Origin of the sequence: Microbacterium oryzae, from assembly GCF_009735645.1 — a bacterium.
In the GTDB taxonomy this organism is placed as follows: Bacteria; Actinomycetota; Actinomycetes; order Actinomycetales; family Microbacteriaceae; genus Microbacterium; species Microbacterium oryzae.
Genome location: NZ_CP032550.1, coordinates 1961820 through 1981838 on the forward strand (window position 1 = coordinate 1961820; position 20019 = coordinate 1981838).

General features: G+C 71.9%; 20 protein-coding genes and 3 tRNA genes. 13 read left to right on the top strand and 10 right to left on the bottom strand.

The window, feature by feature from the left end:
- Positions 1-41: 41 nt before the first annotated feature.
- Positions 42-1031, bottom strand: coding sequence for a tRNA lysidine(34) synthetase TilS (gene tilS / locus D7D94_RS09165; protein ID WP_246171746.1), 990 nt, complete (start codon positions 1029-1031; stop codon positions 42-44).
- A gap of 101 nt (positions 1032-1132) precedes the next feature.
- Here tilS and D7D94_RS09170 point away from each other — a divergent pair, with 101 nt between their 5' ends.
- Positions 1133-1669 carry an inorganic diphosphatase gene (locus D7D94_RS09170; RefSeq protein WP_156242319.1) on the top strand — a complete coding sequence of 179 codons (537 nt, stop codon included), beginning with the start codon at positions 1133-1135 and terminating at the stop codon, positions 1667-1669.
- Positions 1670-1732: 63 nt separating this feature from the next.
- Here D7D94_RS09170 and D7D94_RS09175 read toward each other — a convergent pair whose 3' ends face one another.
- The gene (locus D7D94_RS09175) at positions 1733-3238 is read right to left on the bottom strand and encodes a peptidoglycan DD-metalloendopeptidase family protein (RefSeq protein ID WP_156242320.1); all 1506 of its coding nucleotides are present in this window, start codon (positions 3236-3238) and stop codon (positions 1733-1735) included.
- Between the two features lie 212 nt (positions 3239-3450).
- Between D7D94_RS09175 and D7D94_RS09180 the strand changes: the two genes are divergently transcribed.
- From D7D94_RS09180 to D7D94_RS09190, 3 genes are all read left to right on the top strand, one after another.
- A tRNA-Glu gene (locus tag D7D94_RS09180) sits at positions 3451-3523 on the top strand.
- Positions 3524-3565: 42 nt separating this feature from the next.
- A tRNA-Asp gene (locus D7D94_RS09185) sits at positions 3566-3639 on the top strand.
- Positions 3640-3704: 65 nt separating this feature from the next.
- Positions 3705-3777, top strand: a tRNA-Phe gene (locus D7D94_RS09190).
- A gap of 196 nt (positions 3778-3973) precedes the next feature.
- Here the strand turns inward: D7D94_RS09190 and D7D94_RS09195 are convergent.
- Together D7D94_RS09195 and D7D94_RS09200 are read right to left on the bottom strand one after the other, a co-directional pair.
- The gene (locus tag D7D94_RS09195) at positions 3974-5026 is read right to left on the bottom strand and encodes a hypothetical protein (RefSeq protein WP_156242321.1); all 1053 of its coding nucleotides are present in this window, start codon (positions 5024-5026) and stop codon (positions 3974-3976) included.
- Positions 5023-6315 (bottom strand): M23 family metallopeptidase, encoded by a 1293-nt coding sequence (locus D7D94_RS09200; RefSeq protein ID WP_156242322.1) that lies wholly within the window; start codon positions 6313-6315, stop codon positions 5023-5025. Before D7D94_RS09200 ends, D7D94_RS09195 begins: the two co-directional genes overlap by 4 nt.
- A gap of 123 nt (positions 6316-6438) precedes the next feature.
- On the opposite strand from D7D94_RS09200, the gene D7D94_RS09205 reads away from it, so the two are divergent.
- Together D7D94_RS09205 and D7D94_RS09210 are read left to right on the top strand one after the other, a co-directional pair.
- Positions 6439-6621: a hypothetical protein gene (locus tag D7D94_RS09205; protein ID WP_156242323.1), complete on the top strand. Its 183-nt coding sequence runs from the start codon at positions 6439-6441 to the stop codon at positions 6619-6621.
- Positions 6622-6625: 4 nt separating this feature from the next.
- Complete coding sequence (locus tag D7D94_RS09210; protein WP_156242324.1) at positions 6626-6910, top strand: acylphosphatase; 285 nt, start codon at positions 6626-6628, stop codon at positions 6908-6910.
- Positions 6911-6990: 80 nt separating this feature from the next.
- On the opposite strand, the gene D7D94_RS09215 is transcribed toward D7D94_RS09210, so the two are convergent.
- The gene (locus D7D94_RS09215) at positions 6991-7521 is read right to left on the bottom strand and encodes a glycine cleavage system transcriptional repressor (RefSeq protein ID WP_156242325.1); all 531 of its coding nucleotides are present in this window, start codon (positions 7519-7521) and stop codon (positions 6991-6993) included.
- Positions 7522-7736: 215 nt separating this feature from the next.
- Between D7D94_RS09215 and D7D94_RS09220 the strand changes: the two genes are divergently transcribed.
- Together D7D94_RS09220 and D7D94_RS09225 are read left to right on the top strand one after the other, a co-directional pair.
- Positions 7737-9287, top strand: coding sequence for a sugar transferase (locus tag D7D94_RS09220; protein ID WP_173024271.1), 1551 nt, complete (start codon positions 7737-7739; stop codon positions 9285-9287).
- Entirely contained in the window at positions 9287-10168 is an 882-nt protein-coding gene (locus D7D94_RS09225) for a WecB/TagA/CpsF family glycosyltransferase (RefSeq protein WP_156242327.1), read from the top strand. Before D7D94_RS09220 ends, D7D94_RS09225 begins: the two co-directional genes overlap by 1 nt.
- Here D7D94_RS09225 and D7D94_RS14265 read toward each other — a convergent pair.
- Positions 10092-10556: a VanZ family protein gene (locus D7D94_RS14265; RefSeq protein WP_246171747.1), complete on the bottom strand. Its 465-nt coding sequence runs from the start codon at positions 10554-10556 to the stop codon at positions 10092-10094. The genes D7D94_RS09225 and D7D94_RS14265 overlap by 77 nt on opposite strands.
- On the opposite strand from D7D94_RS14265, the gene D7D94_RS09235 reads away from it, so the two are divergent.
- Genes D7D94_RS09235 through D7D94_RS14275 form a run of 3 tightly spaced genes read left to right on the top strand, consistent with a single transcriptional unit; the run spans position 10444 to position 13282 of the window.
- Positions 10444-12078 (top strand): class I adenylate-forming enzyme family protein, encoded by a 1635-nt coding sequence (locus tag D7D94_RS09235; protein ID WP_246171748.1) that lies wholly within the window; start codon positions 10444-10446, stop codon positions 12076-12078. The two genes, D7D94_RS14265 and D7D94_RS09235, sit on opposite strands and share 113 nt — an antisense overlap.
- 29 nt (positions 12079-12107) lie before the next feature.
- Positions 12108-12908 (top strand): hypothetical protein, encoded by an 801-nt coding sequence (locus D7D94_RS14270; protein WP_173024274.1) that lies wholly within the window; start codon positions 12108-12110, stop codon positions 12906-12908.
- On the top strand, positions 12905-13282 hold the full coding sequence (locus D7D94_RS14275; RefSeq protein ID WP_173024275.1) for a holo-ACP synthase: 378 nt from the start codon (positions 12905-12907) through the stop codon (positions 13280-13282). The genes D7D94_RS14270 and D7D94_RS14275 overlap by 4 nt, the downstream gene beginning before the upstream one ends.
- Here D7D94_RS14275 and nadE read toward each other — a convergent pair.
- The 3 genes from nadE to D7D94_RS09255 are packed head-to-tail and all read right to left on the bottom strand — an operon-like array spanning position 13269 to position 16446.
- Positions 13269-14243, bottom strand: a complete 975-nt coding sequence (gene nadE / locus D7D94_RS09245; RefSeq protein WP_156242329.1) for an NAD(+) synthase — start codon at positions 14241-14243, stop codon at positions 13269-13271. The two genes, D7D94_RS14275 and nadE, sit on opposite strands and share 14 nt — an antisense overlap.
- Positions 14240-16264: an asparagine synthase (glutamine-hydrolyzing) gene (gene asnB / locus D7D94_RS09250; protein ID WP_156242330.1), complete on the bottom strand. Its 2025-nt coding sequence runs from the start codon at positions 16262-16264 to the stop codon at positions 14240-14242. Before asnB ends, nadE begins: the two co-directional genes overlap by 4 nt.
- Positions 16264-16446 (bottom strand): hypothetical protein, encoded by a 183-nt coding sequence (locus D7D94_RS09255; protein ID WP_156242331.1) that lies wholly within the window; start codon positions 16444-16446, stop codon positions 16264-16266. The genes asnB and D7D94_RS09255 overlap by 1 nt, the downstream gene beginning before the upstream one ends.
- 107 nt (positions 16447-16553) lie before the next feature.
- Between D7D94_RS09255 and D7D94_RS09260 the strand changes: the two genes are divergently transcribed.
- Together D7D94_RS09260 and D7D94_RS09265 are read left to right on the top strand one after the other, a co-directional pair.
- Positions 16554-16805: an acyl carrier protein gene (locus D7D94_RS09260; protein WP_156242332.1), complete on the top strand. Its 252-nt coding sequence runs from the start codon at positions 16554-16556 to the stop codon at positions 16803-16805.
- Positions 16802-17380: a serine O-acetyltransferase gene (locus D7D94_RS09265; protein WP_216648652.1), complete on the top strand. Its 579-nt coding sequence runs from the start codon at positions 16802-16804 to the stop codon at positions 17378-17380. Before D7D94_RS09260 ends, D7D94_RS09265 begins: the two co-directional genes overlap by 4 nt.
- 3 nt (positions 17381-17383) lie before the next feature.
- Here D7D94_RS09265 and D7D94_RS09270 read toward each other — a convergent pair whose 3' ends face one another.
- The gene (locus D7D94_RS09270) at positions 17384-19993 is read right to left on the bottom strand and encodes a G8 domain-containing protein (RefSeq protein ID WP_156242333.1); all 2610 of its coding nucleotides are present in this window, start codon (positions 19991-19993) and stop codon (positions 17384-17386) included.
- Between the last annotated feature and the right edge of the window lie 26 nt (positions 19994-20019).

Here is a 20019-nt window from a genome sequence, read left to right on the forward strand (position 1 = left end):
CGTATGCGGCGCGGGTCATACGGGCCGGTATCCCGGTGGCGTCAGGCGCGGGCGGCGAACACCACCAGGCCCGCTCGGCGCGCGGCCGTGAAGCCGGGGAGGTCGATGGGTCCCTGCCCGCTCCAGTCCGAGACGAGGCGCGCGACCTCGAGGGTCTGCGTGCGGGTGAGGCTCGCGCCGAACTCGCTCTGCGCCACGTGCCGGATGATCCGGTGCCGGAGGGCGGGCGGGTTGGCGGCGAGCGCGGGGACGGAGATCGCGATGCCGGCCTCCGCCGGTTCGACGATGTCCTCGATGACCTCGTCGATCATGTCGGCGAAGGCCTCGTTGTCCTCGCGCAGCTGATCGGCCGTGCGCGCGAGCGCCTCCGCGACCCCCGGGCCGAGCTCGTGCTCGAGCACGGGGAGCACGCGGCTGCGCACCCGGACCCGCGCGAAGCGGTCCTCGTCGTTGTGCGGATCCGCCCACGGCGCGAGGTCGGATGCGCGGCAGAACGCGTGGGTCTGCGCGCGACGCAGCCCGAGAAGCGGCCGCAGCCACGCGAGACCGCGCGCGTCGACGCGACGCGGCGGCATGCCGGCGAGGCTTCCCGCGCCCGCCCCCCGAGCGAGGCCGAGCAGCACGGTCTCCGCCTGGTCGTCGAGCGTGTGGGCGAGGAGGACCGCGGCGGCGCCCTCCTCCGCTGCGACCTCGCGCAGGGCGGCGTAGCGGGCGTCGCGGGCGGCGGCCTCGGGACCGCCCTCCGCCCCCACCTCGACGCGGACGATGCGCGCATCCGCGGCCCCGGCCATCCGCGCCTGCTGCGCTGCTCGCCGAGCGACGTCGGCCGAATCGTCCTGCAGCCCGTGATCGACGGTCGCCGTCACGACCCGGAGGCCGAGTCGGGGCGCCTCGAATGCCGTCGCGACGGCGAGGGCCAGCGAGTCGGGCCCGCCCGACAGCGCGACGACGATCGCGGCGCCCGATCCCTCGAGCGGTGCGAGCGCGGTGCGCACGGCGAGACGGACGGCGGCGATGGCGGGATCGAGCACGATCCCACGCTAGCGGGCACGCGAGCACGCGCTTCGTCGGGCGGCGGCGCGCGCGGCTACGCTGGGCACGTCAGATTTCCTTACGAGAGGACACCACTCGCATGGGCGCGTACGACGCAGTCATCGAGATCCCGCGCGGCAGCCGCGTGAAGTACGAGGTCGACCACGGCACGGGGCGCGTGTTCCTCGACCGTGTGCTCTACACGACCTTCGGCTACCCGACCGACTACGGGTTCTTCGACAACACGCTGGGAGAGGACGGCGACCCGCTCGACGTCCTCGTGCTGCTCGACCACGCCATCTACCCCGGTGTCAGCGCCAAGGTGCGCCCCGTCGCCGTGCTGAAGATGAGCGACGAGGCCGGCGGCGACGACAAGGTCGTGGCCGTGCTCGCGAAGGACCCGCGCTGGGACCACATCCAGGACGTCGACGACCTCCCGGAGTTCACGCGCAAGGAGATCGCGCACTTCTTCGAGCACTACAAGGACCTCGAGCCCAACAAGTGGGTCAAGGTCGACGAGTGGGCCGGAGCCGCCGAGGCCGAGCGTCTCGTGCAGGAGGCGTTCGAGCGCTTCGAGGAGCACGAGGGCCAGACCCGCACGCAGGGCGAGGGCGAGCTGCCCGACTCCCGCGCCTGAGTCCCACGACGAGAAGGGGGCCCGCCGATCACCGATCGGCGGCCCCCTTCTCGTCGTCGCGCGTCAGACCGAGATGCCTCGCGCGGCCATGAAGTCGATGGGGTTCACCGTCGCGCCGTTGACGTAGACCTCGAAGTGCAGGTGGCAGCCGAACGAGTTGCCGGTGTTGCCCTCGAGTGCGATGAGCTGACCCGCCTCGACCCACTGGCCCTGCCCGACGAGCAGGCCGCCGTTGACGATGTGGCCGTAGCCGGTGCCCGTGCCGTCGCCGTTGTCGATGTGGATGTAGTTGCCGTAGCCGCCGTTGTACCCCGAGTAGATCACGGTGCCGGAGTGGGCGGCGTAGATGCCCGAGCCGCAGCCGGCGGCCAGGTCGACGCCCGCGTGGAACGACGACGAGCAGTAGCTCGACCCGCAGATCTGGTAGCGGCGCCCGTAGCCGGAGGTCTGCACGCCGTTGTTCGGACGCACCCAGCCGTTCGAGCCCGACTGCGTGCTGCCACCGCCGCCGCCGTTGTCGGCGGGAGCCTGCGGCGGCGCGGGCGCGGGCGCCGGCTGCTGTCCGCCGCCGCTGTTCTGCTGCTGGCGCTCCTGCTCCTGACGCTGCTGCTCCAGCTGGCGCTGCTGCTCGAGCTGCTGCTGCCGGAGGATCTCCCGCTGGCGCTCGGCCTCCTTGCGCGCACGCTCCTCAGCGAGGCGACGCTGCTCCTCCTCGTACCGCCGCTTCGCCTCGACACCCGCCTGGTACTCGGCGACGGTCTTCTCGGTGTTGTCCTTCAGAGCCGCGAGCTGCGCCTCGAGGGTGATGAGGTTCGCCTCCTGGTCGGCGAGCGCGGCCTCTGCGGCCTGCTGCGCCGCCTGCGCGGCCGCCATCTTCTCCTCGGCGATCTTCTGCAGCCGGTCCCGCTCGGTGCGGGCGGTCTCGGCCTGGTCGCTCAGCGACTGAGCGGAGTCGCGCGCGGAGGCCGCCTCGGCGTAGACGGACTCGTTCCGCTCGATGAGCTTGTCCATCTGCCCGAGCTGCGTGAGCAGCTCGTCGGCGTTCTCCGCGGAGCCCGCGAAGAGAAGCTCGAGCGAGGTGTCGTCGCCGCCGGAGCGGGAGAGCTGCGCGGCGAGCCGCGCGGCGGTCTGCGCCGCCGCATCGGCCTTCTCGGCCTGCTCGTCGGCCTGCTTCTGCAGCTCATCGGCGCGGTACGCCGCCTCGTAGAACGCCTGCTGCGCGGCGTAGTAGTCGTCTGCGGCGGCCTTCGCGGCGGCCTTCGTCTCGTCGACGCGGCTCTGGAGGCCGGCGATGAGTCCCTCGATGCGGGTGACCTCGGCCGCCTTCGCGGCCTCGTCGCCGCGCGCGGCTTCCACGTCGTCCCAGCTCGGATAGTCGTCGGGGTTGTACGTCAGCGCCGCCGCGGACTGCTTCGCGCCGAAGGCGCCCACTCCCGCGCCGATCGTGGCGACGCCGAGGGCGCCGAAGATCAGGGCGTTGCGTCGGGAGAGAGGGTTCCAGAGGATGCGTCGCTCTGCGGCGGTGGGTGCGCAGTCGCACTCCTCCACGAGGTTCTTCTCGACGTTCATCGCACCCTTCTCCGCACGTACACGCACCAGCCGAAACAGTAGCAACTTCCGTCACAGCCGGCATCTTCACGGGTGCGAAAGCGGGGGATTCCCAGCCCATCCTCGCGCGTCTTCCCGGCGCGGCACGCCCGGCGCGCGGGCGCGGTTTGGATTTTTCGAAACCGTCTGCGTATGCTGGATCGTCGGCAAGCGTGAGCCCGAGGTTCACTCCCGGCCCCATCGTTTAGCGGCCTAGGACGCCGCCCTTTCACGGCGGTAGCACGGGTTCGAATCCCGTTGGGGTCACACGAGCTGATACAATTGAAAATCTGTGCGAAAGCACATCATGGCCCTGTAGCGCAGTTGGTTAGCGTGCCGCCCTGTCACGGCGGAGGTCGCGGGTTCAAGTCCCGTCAGGGTCGCTCCGAACGATGGGCCTTCTTTCGAGAAGGCCTTTCGTCTAGGAAGCGGCAGATATCTGCAGCTCGGCTCTGTAGCTCAGTTGGTAGAGCGCACGACTGAAAATCGTGAGGTCACGGGATCGACGCCCGTCGGAGCCACCGAAGAGAGAATGCCCCCGGTTCGCCGGGGGCATTTCTCGTTCCGTCCGCCGTGCCGCGCCGGGTGAGACGCGCTCCCGGGCCGCCCGAGCGCGCCGAGACAGCGTCTCCGCTCCCACACCGCGGGTCGCGCGTGCTCAGTCGGAGCGTCCGCGCAGTCTCGGAGCGCAGAGGGCTCGCGGGAGCATCCGGAAGCTCAGCCCAGGGCGCCGGCGATCGCCACGAGCGAGCCGTACAGGGCGGCGAGGAACGCGATGAGCACGAGGCCCGGTCCCGGGCGGATCCGGAGGCGTCGCCCCGGGCGCGCCACGCGGCCGGGCGCGGAGAGCCGATTCGCCGGGACGCGATCGTCGCGCCATCGCTCCCACTGATCGATCTTCGCGACGACCGCGCGCAGCGCGGATTCGACGTTCTGCCAGCGTTCCGCGCGCAGGGTCACCACGTCGGCGGGCGACGTGAGGAAGACCCAGTCGTCGATGAGCTCGATGTCGAAGTCCGACGCCGCGTCCATCAGCAGAGCCGCGACATCCGGGGTGAAGAGGTACAGGGCATCCGTCTCGTACCCCTGCGGACACGTGAGCGTGAAGGCACGCTCGAAGTTCCCCTCGAGGCTCAGCCGCTGATCGCGCGCCACGGCACCCTCGTGCATCACCCGTCGCACGCTGCGGGACTCGAGACGGATGTTCGGAAGCGCGGTTCCGACGCGCGTGGCGGCATAGCCACCGAAGGTCGCCTGCGCGCGGTGGCCCTGGGATGTGCGGATCTCGTAGTTCCCGAACTCGACGGGGCGCCCGCCGCGGCTCCGCATGGCGTCGATGACGCCGACCCTCCCCCGCTCGCGCCACGGCTCGAGGTGCGAGCCGTCGTGGAGCCCTGGCGCGAAGTCGAGCCCGTTCAGGCCGGCGAACCGCGCCAGACGGAAGAACTCCCGACGGCTGCGCCGCCGGGCACCCATGCGGACCGATGCCCATGTGAGCACAGCGCCCGCGATGAGGAAGAGCAGCATCATCACGGACATCCCCGTGAGCTGCTCCGCCATGTCGGGCGCGGCTTCCTCGATCTCCTGCGCCACGCCGACGGACATCGCCAGCAGTCCGAGCGGAACGACGAGCGCCCCGAACGTCACCACGGCGACGCGCGCGCCGCGCCCCGGCTGACGCGCACCGGGCACGTCCCGGAATCGCCGCCAGAACCGTCGCACCTCCCGCGCGCGCACGCGCTCGGTGAGAGCGGAGGTGTCGAGCGTCACGCGCCGGACGGCGAGGACGTCTCGGTGGGCGCGGGGGTCTTGGGGGCGGGAGCGGACGGTGCGGGCGCCGACGGCGCCGGGGCGGGAGCCGAAGGCTCCGGAGGTGCGGTCGTCGGCGGCGCACTCGGCGCCGGCTCGGAGGTCTGCGGCGGCTGCGTCGGCTCCGGCTGCGTGGTGGCCGGCGGCTCGGTCGGCTCGGCCGTAGCCGGGGGCTTCGTCGGCTGCGGCGAGGGCTGCTGGGTCGCGGGCGGCGGCGTCGGCTGCGGCGACTTCGGCGGAGCGGTCGTGGGCGGCGGCGTCTTCGACGGCTCCGGCGTCTTCGTGGGCTCCGGCGTGCGGGTCGGCTCCGTCGGCTTCGGCTCGGGCGTGCGGTCCGGCTTCTCCGACGGCGAGGGCTCCGCGGAGGGCGGCACTTGGGCGGGCTCCGCGCCACCGGGCACCGGCTGCCACGGCTTCACGTCGACAGGGTCCCCCGCGCCGTCGAGGTAGCGCCGCGGGTCGACGGGGACGCCGTCGACGTGCACCTCGAAGTGCAGGTGGTTGCCGAAGCTGTGGCCGGTGTTTCCGACGAGGCCGATCGGATCGCCGGCCTCCACCCAGTCGCCCGCCTGGACGGCGCGACTGCCGTGGATCATGTGCCCGTAGAGCGTGCGCACGCCGTTGACATGCTGGATGATCACCGCGACGCCGTAGCCGTAGTGGCTCTCGCTGGAGAGCACGACGATGCCGGGAGACGCCGCGGTGATGGGCGTCCCGCCGGCCGCGGCCATGTCCATGCCCATGTGACGGCCGCCGCGAGCGCCGAACGGGTCGGTGAGGGTGGGGTTGGCGACCGGCCAGATGAACTTGCCGAGCGACGGAAGGTCCTTGTCGTCACCCAGGCGGGAGAGGTCGACGTCGAGGCCGGCCGCGCGCGCGTTGCCGATGAGCGCCTCGCGGGCCTTGCGCAGCGTGGCGGTGAGCTCGTCGATCGTCGTCGCGCCGTACGAGCTCGACGCGAGGTCCGGCACCTCCACCGTCTGCTCGGCGAAGCGCGCGGCCTCGTCCGAGAACCCCGCCGTCGGCGACTCCGGCGGCTCGGCCTCGTCACCCTGCGACGGGTCCACCGCGAGCGACACGGCGGCGACCGGTGCGCTCTCGGGAACCGGTCGGCCCACGGCCAGCGCGCTGGCTCCGGTGGTGACGGCGACGAGCGCGGCGACGGCCACACCCACGTGCGCGACCAGCGTCGCACGCGGCCGCTGCGCGGCCTCGTCTTCGCTCTGACGGTCCGATATCTCCGAATGCATTGAATTCCCCCACGCCTATCTTGGGGGATGCCGGCCGGAGAAGGAAGCGCAGGCTCCGATACCGCTGGAACGGCCATCCATCAAGCCCAGGAAAAGCGGCCGCAACGGTGCCAGGGTGAGCTCATGAGTCTGATCTGGCACCAGCAGGACGTGGAGTTCCGCCGCGAGTGGACCGGGAAGCCCGTCGAGGAGATCGAGAAGCACGCCGGCCCCGTCGTCGAGCAGCTCACGCCGGGTGCCGGCGCCGAGATCGTGCACGCGTATGCGATCGCGGTCGCCGAGGGCCGGCCCTTCGGGCTGGATTGATCGGATGGCCGAGGCGAGGCGGGTGCGCGTGGTCGTGGCGGGCGGCGTGCAGGGTGTGGGCTTCCGCTGGAGCACCGCGCGCCAAGCCGAGCGGCTGGGCGTGAGCGGCTGGGTGCGGAACGCGGGAAGCACCACCGTCGAGGCGGAGCTCGAGGGAGCGCCGGATGCCGTGCAGGCCGTGGTCGACTGGATGCGGCACGGGCCCGTCGGCGCGCGCGTGGACGCACTGACGGTGGAGGACACCACCGCCCAGGGCACATCCGACTTCGAGGTGAGCGCTTCGAGGTGAGCGCTTCGAGGTGAGCGCTTCGAGGTGAGCGCCTCGAGGTGAGCGCTTCGCGCTGACCTCCGCGTGCGCCGGGGTGGGCTTCAGCCCAGCGGCGCGGGCACGGTCTCGTCGACGGTGGCGACGTCGACCTGGATCTCGGCGGCGATGCCCTCGAGCTCGCGCGCGACGTCGGCCACGGCGACGCCCTCGGGGACGCGGACCGTGGCCGCGGTTTCGAAGAGGCGGCCTCCCGACATGGCGGCCTCCCGCGTCTGCGTCGACATGCTCTCGATGCTCGCACCGCCGCGCAGCAGCGCCGCCGACACCTCGCGGACGATTCCCGGGCGGTCGTCGCCGAGGACCTGCAGCGAGAACCTCGCACCCGTGACCGCCTCGGACTGCTCGGCCGCGCGCACGGTGATGGCGAGGCCGTCGATGCGCTCGAGGTCCTCCGTCAGCGCGACGACTCGCGACGTCGGCGCCGACACCTGCACCACTCCGGCGAAGGTGCCGTCGAGCTCGGCGAGCCGGCTGCTCTCCCAGTTGCCGCCGTGCGCCTCCACGACATCCGCCACCCGGGCGACGAGTCCGGCACGGTCTTGTCCGATGAGCGTGAGCACGAGCGAGGCCATGGCCCGAGCGTATCCGGCAGGCCCGACGCTGTCGACGCGCGGGGCAGGACGCTCCGCGCATCAATTCCCGACCCCGACGTATCAGCGCGACCTGAGCGCTCTCCTCCCTCAGTGAACGGGGCCCCATTCGTGCCGGACGGGCTCTTCGAGGGATGGGGGCATGCGATGGCGATTCTGCATCGGCAGCGGCGTGGAGCCGCACCAGGGGGCGCGCGGTGACCGCGCTCGAAGAGACCCTGGGAACGCTCCGCCCGCGGCGCCGCATCGGACTCCGTCCGCTGCGCGAGGTCGTCGGCCGCGAGCCGTTGGCGCTGCGGCCGACGGAGGAGACGCACGAGGTTGCGGTCGAGCGCCCGGTCGCCTCGCCGTATGCGACCGCGGCAGCCCCCCGCACCGCGACCGCTCTCGCTCGTCGCCTGCGCATCGAACGCGGACAGCGGCTCCTGACCGCCGCGGCCGACGCCGTCGTCGTGTCCGCGGCAGCCCTCCTGGCCTGGGTTCTCGCACCGTTCCTCGGCGCGCAGCCCGACGCCCTGCCGTGCGCGCTGAGCGCGGCCGTGTGGTGGACCGCTCTCCGCGTCGCCGGCTCCCGCTCGGCGACCGCCACGGCGGCTCGCCCGCGGCTTCTCGCCCCGACCGTCGTGGCCTTCGGCCTGCTCACGATGGGCTTCGTGGCGGTCGAGTCCGAAGCGATCCGCCCCGTGCTGCTCGTCGCGGCTCCGATCGGACTCGCCGGGCTCGCGCTGTCGCGGGAGGCGCTGCGCTTCCGCGCCGCAGTCCGCCGTCGCGCCGGGCACGATCTCGCGTCGGCCCTCCTCGTGGGCAGGGCGGTCGACGTCGAGGGCTTCGCCGCGGCCCTCGCCCGCGACGACGCGAGCGGCTACCGGATCGACGGCTCGGTGCTCATCGAGGACACCGCCGACCCCGCCGAGGTCATCGAGCGCGTGACGGCGGCCGCCGGGTCGCTGGGCACCGACACCGTCATCGTCGCGAGCGCCCCGCCCGCCGGCAGCGACCTCATCAAGCGCCTCGGATGGCGTCTGGAGGGGCTCGCAGCGGAGATCGTCGTCGCGAACGGACTGCGCGACACCGCGCCGTCGCGCCTCGCCCTCCTGCAGATCCAGGGCGTCCCCTTCGTGCAGGTGCAGGTCCCCCGCTACCGCGGGGCGTCGCACCTCGCCAAGCGCGCGGTCGACGTGGTCGTGTCGACTCTCGCGCTCGTCGCGATCGGCGCGGTGCTGCCGGTGATCGCCCTCGCGATCAAGCTCGACTCCCCCGGCCCGGTGTTCTTCCTGCAGGAGCGCATCGGACGCGACGGCCGCCCGTTCCGGATGGTGAAGTTCCGCTCGATGTCGCAGTCGGCCGAGGCCGAGCGCGAGCGCCTCGAGGCCGCGAACGAGGGAGCGGGGCCGCTCTTCAAGCTGCGGGACGACCCCCGCGTCACCACCGTCGGACGCTTCCTGCGGAAGTTCTCCGTCGACGAGCTCCCCCAGTTCTGGAACGTGCTGAGGGGCGACATGAGCGTCGTCGGGCCTCGGCCCCCGCTGCCGCGCGAGGTGTTCGCGTACGAGCGCTCCGCCTACCGCCGCCTGTATGTCAAGCCGGGCATCACCGGCCCCTGGCAGGTCGGTGGGCGCAGTGACCTGACGTGGGAGGAGAGCGTCCGCATCGACCTCCGCTACGTCGAGAACTGGTCCATCGCGACCGACCTGAAGATCATCCTCCGCACCGCCGCGGTGGTCGTCCGTCCGAAAGGGGCGTACTGATGTCTCAAGCAACCCTGTCTCTGTCGTCGGTGATGCCGACCCTCCGCCGACGCGCGACGCCGCCGCCGGCCGTCCCCCGCCTCGTCAGCGACGACTTCGCGAGCCTCCCCGTCATCGAGATCGGCGGCGCGCCCGTCCACCTCGTCGACGAGCGGGTCGCGCGACGCGTCATCGCCGAGGCGACCCGGCGACCGCTGCGCAAGCCGCTCGCGGTCTCGTCGATCAACCTCGATCACATCCACCACTTCGCCGGCGGCACGGACTCCTTCCGCTCCGACGGCTCGGTGCGCTGGCTCAACCTCATCGACGGCGCGCCCATCGCGCACCAGGCGCAGCGGATGACCGGCGTCGCCTACCCGCGTCTGGCGGGCAGCGACATCGTGACGTCGGTGCTCACCGACCTCGCCGCGGCCGACCTGTCCGTGGGCGTCGTGGGCGGCATGCCCGAGGTCGCCGAGCCGCTGCGCCAGCGTCTCGCCGACGGATGGCCGGGGCTGCGCTTCGCGGGCCACTGGTCGCCCTCGCGCGAGGAGCTGAACGACCCCGAGGCCTGCCGCCGGCTCTGCGACGAGATCCGCGCCACGGGAGTGAACGTGCTGCTGGTCTGCCTCGGCAAGCCGCGCCAGGAGCGCTGGATCTCCGCCTACGGCGCGCAGACCGGCGCCGACGCGCTGCTGGCGTTCGGCGCGGTCGTCGACTTCCTCGCCGGGCGCGTCAGCCGCGCCCCGGAGTGGGTCAGCAACGCCGGCGTCGAATGGGCGTACCGCCTCATGCTCGAGCCGCGCCGGCTCGCCCGCCGCTACCTCATCCAGGGTCCGCCGGCGTACCTCGCTGTGCGCCGTTCCCAGGCGCAGCCGATCCGCGCCCTGACGCCGGCCTGACCAGCCGACGCCGCACCGCCCATCCGATCGCCGCCCCGAGCAGCGCGCCCAGCGAATTCGCGAGCACGTCGCGCGGGGTGGCGAACCGGCCGTCGAGAGCCGTCTGCGCGACCTCGGCGGCCACCGAGACGCCCACCGCAACGAGGACGCCGAGCCACGGACGCCGCCACAGCAGCGTCAGCAGGAAGCCGAACGGCAGGAACAGCACGATGTTCGCACCGAACTCCACCCAGCCCTGTCTCACCCCGGGGAGCCCCAGCTCGCGCACCGCTTCGGTGATCGCCTCGACGGCTCTTCCGGGTGAGACCGGGGAGAGCAGCACGACGATCACGGCCAGCACGTACGCGCCCAGGCCCCACAGCGCCCAGCGGCGCGCATCCGATCTCACGTCCCTACCGTCGCACACGAACGTCGCCGCCTACCTCCTCGCAGAGGCACCGGGCGAGGCGACCGCGTGGATCGACGGCACCGGCGCGCTCTCCTACGCGAACCTCCGCGCGGCGGTCGGCGCGATGATGGACCGCGTGGCCGCCCTCGGCCTCGACCGCGGCGAGCCGGTGGCGGTCCTCGCCGCGAACGGGACGTTCTGGATCGCCTCGTACCTCGCGATCCTCGCCTCGGGGATGGTCGCGGTGCCGCTTCCGACCGCCCTCGACGCCGGGGAGATCGCTCGCCGCGCATCGTGGGCGCGCTGCGGCGCGCTTCTGGTCGGACGCTCGCAGTCGGCGAAGGCGGAGGCCGCAGCCGTCGCGGGCATCCCCGTCCTCGAGGAGGAGGACGGGGATGCGTGGGCCCGAGGAGAGGCGGCCGACTTCCCCGTCACCGAGGTCGATCCGGACGCCGACGCGGCGTACCTCTTCACCTCGGGCACGACCGGCGACCCTCGCGCCGTGCGGATCACGCATGAGAACATCCGCGCGAACACGGACTCGATCCTCGGCTACCTCGAGCTCGCCGCCGACGACCGGATGCTGGTCGTGCTGCCGTTCACCTATGTGTTCGGCGCCTCGCTGCTGCACACGCACCTCCGCGCGGGCGCCTCGCTCGTCGACCACCCGTCGTCCGCATTCCCGGAGACGATCGTGCAGGCGCTCGCCGACCACGCCTGCACCGGGATGGCCGGGGTGCCGTCGGTCTACAACCTCCTGGTCCGAGGCAGCACGTTCACGCGGCGCGAACTGCCCGCCCTGCGCCACATGCAGCAGGCCGGCGGAGCGCTCTCTCCGCGCGTGCTGCGCGAGCTCGTTGCCGGGCAGCCGCACGCGCGTCTGTTCGTGATGTACGGCCAGACGGAGGCGACTGCGCGACTGTCGTACCTGCCGCCCGAGGAGCTGCTGCGCCGGGAGGGCTCGATCGGCCGCGGCATCCCCGGCGTCGCACTCCGGGTGCTGGACGAGGGCGGCGCCGACGTCGCGCCCGGCGAGGTGGGCGAGATCGTCGCCACGGGGCGCAACATCTCCCCCGGCTACCTCGACGACCCTGCGGCGAGCGCCCGCAAGATGTCGGACGGCGTCCTGCGAACCGGCGACCTGGGCACCGTCGACGCCGACGGCTTCATCTACGTGGTCGACCGCGCCGAGGACTTCATCAAGTCGTGGGGCTACCGCATTGCGAGCACCGACGTGGAGGCCGCGGCCATGGAGCTGCCGGGACTCATCGCCGCGGCGGCCGTCGGCCTGCCCGACGAGCGGTCCGGTGAGCGCGTCGAGATGGTGGTCGTCACCGGCCCCGATCATCCCCCCACCACGCAGGATGTCATCCGCCACTGCCGCGAGCGCCTGGCTGCCTACATGGTTCCCGCGCGCGTGCACATCGTCGACGCCCTGCCCGTCAACGCGAACGGCAAGGTCGTCAAGCGCAGCGTGCGGGAGCTCTGCATCGCCGCATCACTGGCACGGGCGTCGTCATGAACGGGAGGCGCCGCGGTCTGCTCGGGGCCGTGGCCATCCTCGTTCTCGCCGTCAGCGCCGCCTACTGGACACTGGAGAACCCGCCGATGGACGAGATCGACGCGCGGCCGCCCGCCGCAGAGGAGCTGGAGGCGGTCGCGGGCAGCCGGATCTTCTTCGGCCATCAGTCCGTCGGGGCCAACGTGCTCTCGGGCGTCGAGGAGCTCTATGCGGGGGCGACGACGCGTGCACCGCGGATCGTCGAGACGACGGAGCCGCCCGCCGAGGACGGGGGCTTCATCGCCCACGCCTACCTCGGGGTGAACGGCGACCCGTACAGCAAGATCGCGGACTTCACGCGCATCCTCGACGGCCCCATGGGCGAGAGCGTCGACGTGGCGCTGCTGAAGTTCTGCTACCTCGACGTCACGGCCAGCAGCGACGTGCCCGCGCTGTTCGACGCGTACTCGCACGCGATGAGCGAGCTCGCCTGGCGGCACCCCGACGTCCGCTTCCTGTACACGACCGTCCCTCTCACGACCGATCCCAGCTGGCGTGCGAATCTCAAGGCTCTCGTCGGCCGGGGCGACCAGGCCGGGCCGCTCGACAACGTCGCGCGCGAGGAGTACAACGAGCTGATCCGCGAGCGCTACGGCGCCTCCGGTGCGCTGTTCGACGTCGCCGCCGTCGAGGCGACCCTGGCCCAGCGGCCCACCTCGCGCGCGGAGGGAGCGGACCGGTACTTCGTTCTCAACCGCGCCCTCGCCGCCGACAACGGACACCTCAACGCCCTCGGCGCCCGGGCGGCGGCGGGCGAGCTCATCCGCGTCCTCGCGCCGGACGTGCCGTGACCATCCACGGGATCGGGGTCGACGTCGCCGCCGTCCCGCGCATCGCCCGTCTCGTCGCGCTGCGGGGCGGAGCGGTCGCCGAGCGCTGGTTCACGCCGGAGGAGCGCCGCCGCTGCCGCGAGGATGCCTCTCCCCCACGCGCCTACGCCGAGACCTTCGCCGCGAAGGAGGCCGTCTGGAAGGCGCTCGGCCTCCGCGGCTGGGACGGCTCCGTGCCCTGGCGCTGGATCGGGATCGTGCACGAGGAGGAGACCGCGAAGCTCACCGGGCCCGTGGCGTCGGCTGCCGCGGCGCTCCGCGTGCACGTGCGGACGTCGTCGACGGAGGCCGTCGCGATGGCGGTCGCGACGGCCTCCGCGATCACACCTCGCTGACGGGTTCCACGAGCACCGGCGGCTCATGCAGGTAGGCCGTGGTCCGCCGCTTCTGCACGATGTCCCGGAACACGCGCTCGACCTGCTCGTCCTCGAGCCCGGTCGCCGCCGCGATCTCCGGCACCGGCACGCCGTGGTTGAGACCGTAGAGGCAGAGGTCCATCCGCTGATACGGCAGCGAGAAGTAGAACTCTTCCTGCGACTGCTCGAGCGAGTAGGTGTCGGTCGTCGACGGGCGCTCGCGGATGGCGTCGGGCACGCCGAGGTGAGCCGCCAGGGCATAGACCTGCGACTTGTAGAGGTGCGCGATCGGCTTCACGTCGGCCGCCCCGTCGCCGAGCTTCACGAAGAAGCCCTGGTCGTACTCCAGCCGGTTCGGCGTGCCCGCGACGATGTAGTTCAGCCGGTCGGCGTCGCCGTACTCGGTCATCTTGCGCACACGCTGCTTGGTGTTCGTCGCCGCGACGATCTCGAGGTACGCCTCGGTCGTCAGGCGCTGCGTGACACGCGTGCCGTCGGGAGCCTCGGCGACGACCGAGTAGATGCGGAAGGCGTCGGAGTCGACCACGCTCGGCAGCACGATCTTCGACTTCCATCCCTCGCCGTAGTCCGGCAGGACGCGTCGGATGGCCGCGTCGCGGCGTCCATAGGCGCCGGCCGCGGTGAGGATGTCGGTGAGGTCCTCCACGCGCGACTCGACGCCCAGCCACTCCGTCAGGCTGGTGCTGAAGCCGAGGGTGTCGTCCGACGACTCCCGCTCCGGCATGTGCACCGCGAACACGCGCTCCGGGCCGAACGCGCGCACGCAGAGCGCCGCCACCACGCTGGAGTCGATCCCGCCGGACACGCCCAGCACGGCGCCGCGGCGGCGGTGCCGTGCGGCGTAGTCGCGCAGGCTCGCGGTGATCCGCTCGACCTCCGCCTCCTCGTCGATCGCGAGCGTCTCGGGTCCGAATGTCATGTCGTGTCCTTCCTCCCGGCCGCGCCGGCTCCGTCCCGCATCTGTCCGAGATCGCCGACGAGGTCGAAGGCGACGACCGGCCCCGGGGGCCGTCGGGGTGCGCTCGGCCGCGCCCCCAGGAAGAGGGCGCTGAGCAGCTGCACGGAGAGCACGGCGACCAGGCGCATGTTGTCGGTGTTGCCGAGACCGCGCCCGTCGCGGGCACGGCACTTCGCGAGCAGCCGATCGACGATCTCCGGGCGGAACACCCCCGCGTCGACCAGGGCGCGCTGAGAGGCGACGTCGTCCAGCCAGTCGGGGGAGCCATCCGCGAAGAAGCTGGCGGCGTCGGGAGCGCGGTAGGGCTGCTTCGGGCGCTCGCGGATGGCCGTGGGCACGAGATCCGCGAAGGCCTGCTTGAGCAGGTGCTTCTCGTCGAGCCCGCGCATCTTCTGACGCGCCGGCAGGCGGCTGGCGAGTTCGACGAGGTTCGCATCGAGGAACGGGAATCGTCCCTCGATGGAGTTCGCCATGAGCATCCGGTCACCCTGCGACGACAGGATGTACCCGGGCAGCAGCGTGGTGAGCTCCAGCCACTGCGCCTGCGCGAGCGGGTCCCACCCCGCTCCCTCGTCGCCGAGGGCCGCCACGAGGGCCTCGTCGGGCGCTGCGGCGTCGACGCGCGCATCCGCGGTCAGCATGCTCTTGAGCACCGACGTCGACTCCCAGCGGGGCCGGTGCGACAGCGCCACGTCGTCGACGTCGGCGGTGCGCGAGAAGAAGCTGCGCGCGAAGGCGGGCGTGCTCCCGGGCGACCGCTTCATCCACGGGTACAGCAGCTCGACCGCCTGCCCGCGGACCTCCGAATCGGGGTTCCGCGCGAGAAACCGGCGCACCCGCGCCTCGCGGAAGATGTCGTAGCCGGCCAGCACCTCGTCGGCGCCCTCGCCGGTGACGACGACCTTGTAGCCTGAATCGCGGACCAGCTTCGAGAGCAGGTACATCGGCGCGGGCGCCGTGCGCAGCAGCGCGGTCTCCGCGTGCCGGACCACCTCGGGGAAGACCTCGGCGATGTCCCGCTCCGTCGCGACCACCTCGCTGTGGCGCGATCCCAGCCGGTCGACCATGACCGCCTGCGGCGAGCCCTCGTCGAACTCGGCGTCGGCGAACCGCAGCGAGAAGGTGTGGAGCTCGGCGCCGGTGTACTCGGCGATCGAGGCCGCGGTCACCGCCGAGTCGATGCCCCCGGACAGGTAGGCGCCCACCGGCACATCCGCCCGCTCGAAGCGCAGCCGCGTCGCAGCGACGACCGCTTCACGCAGCTCCCGCACGTTCTCGACGAGATCCTGCTTCGGCTCCGCGCCGCGCTCGGGGAAGGACGGCCGCCAGTGCCGGCGCAGCGTCTCCCCTCGCTCGCTGACGATCAGGGACGAGCCCGGCGGCACCTGCTTCACGCCCTCGAAGATCGTCCGCGGCGCCACGGTCGACCAGAAGGTCAGCACCTCGTCGAGGCCCAGGGGGTCGATCCGCCGCGGGACCTCGGCGTCCGCGAAGAGGGCCTTGACCTCCGACGCGAACAGAAGGCGCCCGCCCACCCGCGTGTAATAGAGGGGACGCACCCCGAGACGGTCGCGCGAGAGGATCAGCTCCCGTGAGCGGCGGTCCCAGATGGCCACGGCCCACTGCCCGTTGAACCGCTCGAAGCAGCCGTGCCCCCACTCCTCCCACGCGTGCACGATGGCCTCGGTGTCGGAGCGGCTGCGGAAGCGATGCCCGCGGCGCTCGAGCTCGGCGCGGAGCTCGACGTGGTTGAAGATCTCGCCGTTGAAGACGACCCAGACGGTGCGGTCCTCGTTCGACATGGGCTGCGTGCCGCCGGCCTCGTCGATGATCGCGAGGCGGGTGTGGCCGAGCAGCACCGTCTCATCGCGGAGGTAGCCGCTGCCGTCGGGGCCCCGGTGGCTGAGCTCGCCCATCATGGCGAGTCCGAGCTCGACGTCGGGCAGCGCGCTGGGCGAGTAGACGCCGCAGATGCCGCACATCAGACGGGCTCGCCCAGCTCGCGCAGGGTGCCGAGGATGGCGTCGGCGCTCCCGAGCCGCTCAGCGGAGATGAATGAGTCGGGCAGGACGATGTCGCACGCCTCCTCGAGGTGGATGGCGATGCTCACGGGACTCGCGCCGGCCGCGACCGCGCCGGCGGCCTCGTCCACGATGCGATGCATCTCACTCCGCACCATCGCGTTCCTCTCGTCTTCGACGTTGCTGTTACATTAGGCCGCGCCGGGAGCATTGCGCCAACGGCACGTAACGGCTCGACGAGGGGAAGACCGTGACCGCAGACATCCGCACCCGCATCGAGGGCTTCATCCTCGACTCGCTGCTCCTCGGCGACGCCTCTCGCATGCCCGCCGGCGGCGATTCGCTCGTCGAGACCGGCGTCATCGACTCCACGGGTGTGCTCGAGCTCATCGAGTTCGTCGAGCAGGAGTTCGGGATCAGCGTCGCCGACACCGAGACCGTGCCGGCCAACCTCGACGGGATCGACCAGCTCGTCGCGTTCGTGGAGCGCAAGACCGCGTGAGGGGCGCCTTCGCGGGTGACCTCGCCCGCATGCTCGGCGGCGTGGGCTCCTCCTGGCGCTCCCGGGCCGCGTTCCTGCTGTTCAACTCCGAGCTGCACTGCGTCGCCTGCTATCGCTTCGGGCGGTTCACGCGGCGGATGCGCGTCCGGCATCCCCTCGCCGCGCTGCCCCTGGTCGTGGCCCACCGCCTCTGGAACCGGCGGTGCACGCACCAGCACCAGTGCGACATCCACCGTGAGGCGGTGATCGGGCCCGGTCTGCTGATCATGCACCGCGGCGGGATCACGGTCGGCCCCGCCCGGATCGGCCCCAACTGCACGCTCTACCAGAACGTCACGATCGGGATGCGGGTGGCGCAGAACGACCAGGGCGTGCCGCGCATCGGCCGGAACGTCTGGATCGGCCCCGGAGCCACGATCTCCGGCGACGTGACGATCGGCGACGGCGTCACGATCTCGGCCGGCACCGTGCTCACGCGCGATGTCCCCTCCCGGTGCCTCGTGGCGGGCAACCCGGGAAGGGTCATCGCACAGGACTACGACAACAGCGCGATGGTTAACGCCCTGGATTCCTGACCGTCAGGGAGCGATGCTCCAAACCGGGCCCTCGTGATAGTCGAGCGTGGTCTCGTCGCCGGCGCGACCGAACGGGACGTCCTCGCCGTCGATGTCGACGTGGAGATACAGGACGCCGTTCTCCCACCACCAGGCGCCGTCCTCGCCGAGCGCGTCGAGGCTGGACGCCTCCTCCTGGGCGACGCCGTCGCCGCCGTCGAGCGCGCTGCCGCGGGCGACCTCGCTCGGCGGGGCGTCGAGATCGATCGCCAACTCGACCTCGCCAGCGTAGTTGCCGCCGATGCTGAACCGACGCAGCGGTCCGTCCACGCGGTAGCGCTCGCCCAGCTCGATCATGTTCCAGCCTGCTCCGGACGCCGTCGCCCCGTCGCTCTCCCGCGTGAGCGTCAACCCCTCCACGGGGTCCCTCGGGGAGATCTCGATGTAGCGGTGCTCCGACGACGTGATGAGACCGCGAGCTGTCGGCCCGAACGGCGTCTCGCCGCTCTGCGGGTAGAGGAACTCGTCACCCTCGCGCATGAAGGGAGCCGCGTTCGTGTACGTCACGGGCTGTCCGTCCTCACGGATGGACCCGTCCAGATCCACCAGCGCGTGGGCGTTCCCGCCGTGCTCGGGCCCCCAGTAGCACTGTCCCCACACGGTGCTCCCATCGACAGTGGCGGGGCAGGCGTCGAACAGGACCCGGTAGCCCTCGCCGAAGAAGCGGAGGTCGCGCACCCGCATCGGATGGTCTGAGATGCCCGCGCCGCCGTCGCTGATCGCGGAGTAGTTGGCCGTCAACGGCGTTCCTCCGAAGCCGCCGAGCCACACGTCGTCGTAGTCGGACGCCCCGTGATACGCGCGCAAGATGCCGTCGCCGTAGGGGAACAACTCCGTGGCGGCGGGATCCCCCGCGGTGTTCTCCGTCTCCCCCAGCAGCAGCCCACCGCGCATGACGGACCCCTGGAGTGTGGCTCCCATACCGTTGTTCGCGCCGGTGCTGTCGGTGAAGTCGATCGGCCCGTCCACCCAGAACCCCGTGCCGGAGTTCTTCCAGGCGCTGTTGCGGAACGCGCGGAACCGTTCAGGGGGATCGCCGATGTACCCGCCCACGAAGATGCCGTTGCTCTCCTCGTGGTCGGGGCGGCCCGCCTCCGGCGAGTCGTGGGAGTGGGCGACGTTGTCATCCAACACGCCGAAGATTCCGCGCTGGGCCTCGACGACGTTGTGGTTGTCGGTTCCGAAGTCGATCCAGATCCCCGAGCCGTCGCCGCCGGCGGCGTGGTTGCCACGCAGATCGTTGTCCGCGTTGGGCACCCAGAACTCTGAAGGGGTCCGGTCCGAGACCCGCACACGCTGCTCGGGGTCCGGATCGAACTGGCTCCCGATCACGAGGTTGTCGGTGAGCTCGTTCCGTGTCTCGAAGCCGTCCTCGAGCATGAAGCTGTGGCCGAACGTGAGGTAGGAGACCGTGCGGCTGACCCGCACGCCATTCGTGCCATGGATCGTGATCTGCCGGTTCAGGCTGTGGTGCATGCTGATGTCGGCGACCTGGGAGTCGGCGCCGCCGTCGCCGGTCACGTGGAAGTGGATCGGATAATGCCCGATCAGGCCCTTCTGCCCGAGGCGGACGAGCTCCGTGTACGCGGTGTCGATCGTGCCGCCTGCGGCGATCATGATCTGTCCCCCGAACCCGTCGACAGGCTCGTCCGGCCCCGCCACCTTCACGTTGTGGGTCAGCAGACCCACCTCCGCCCGCTCTGCCGCGCATCGGGTCTCGCCGTCCGCGCTCTGGCAGGTCTCGACGCTGCTGTGGGAGCGCTCGAGAGCCGAGCTCAGTTGAACGGTCCGTCCGTCGCCGGATACCGCCTCGACGCGGACGGGCTCCGCTTCCCGCCAGTCGACACCGCTGCTGGCGACGACGATCTCGTCTCCGGCGCTCCAGCCGACGGGATCGACGAGTTCGAGCATGTCGCTGCCCGCGGCCGCCGTCCGCGCCAGCTGGGTCCACGTGCGCCCCACGTCCTCGCCGTGCAGCTCGATGGAGCCGCCGTTGGCGGCGAGCAGCAGATTCGTCCCGGCGCTGGGTCCGATATGCAGGCAGTTCCCGTCCGCGGTGCAGTGTCCGTGATGGGTGCCGCTGTACGCCTCGATCGCGTGCGCTGCCCGGCCCGTCAGCTCATAGTCGTCGTCCGGCGTCCCGCCCTCGAGCTTGATCGTGACCTCGCTCTGGAGCGGCCGTGCGGCGGTGCCCGCCTGCAGCGCGCCGTGGACGATGATCTCCCTCGCACTGAAGACGGTGTCGCGGTCGGGGAAGCAGAGTGCCGCCCCCTCGGGCACCTCGACGCGACCGAGGTGCGGCACGTCCACGTCCACCGAGACCGCGCGCCCCTGGGGCAGGGTCACGTCCTGGCCTCTCCGAGGGACGGCTCCGCGCCAGGTCGCCGGGGAGCTCCAGGAACGAGCGTTCTCGCATCGCTGCGCGGTCGAGCCGACGGGGTCGGCCGCGGCAGGAGGAGCGGCCTGCGTCGGGCCGAACGCGAGCAGGCCGACGATGAGCGCGCTCACCGCGAGCGTCGTCGCGCCGGCAAAGGCCGCGCGGCGCCGTGGCGCCGCCTTCATCCAGAATCGCATGTCAGCACCGACCGTCAGAGAACGAC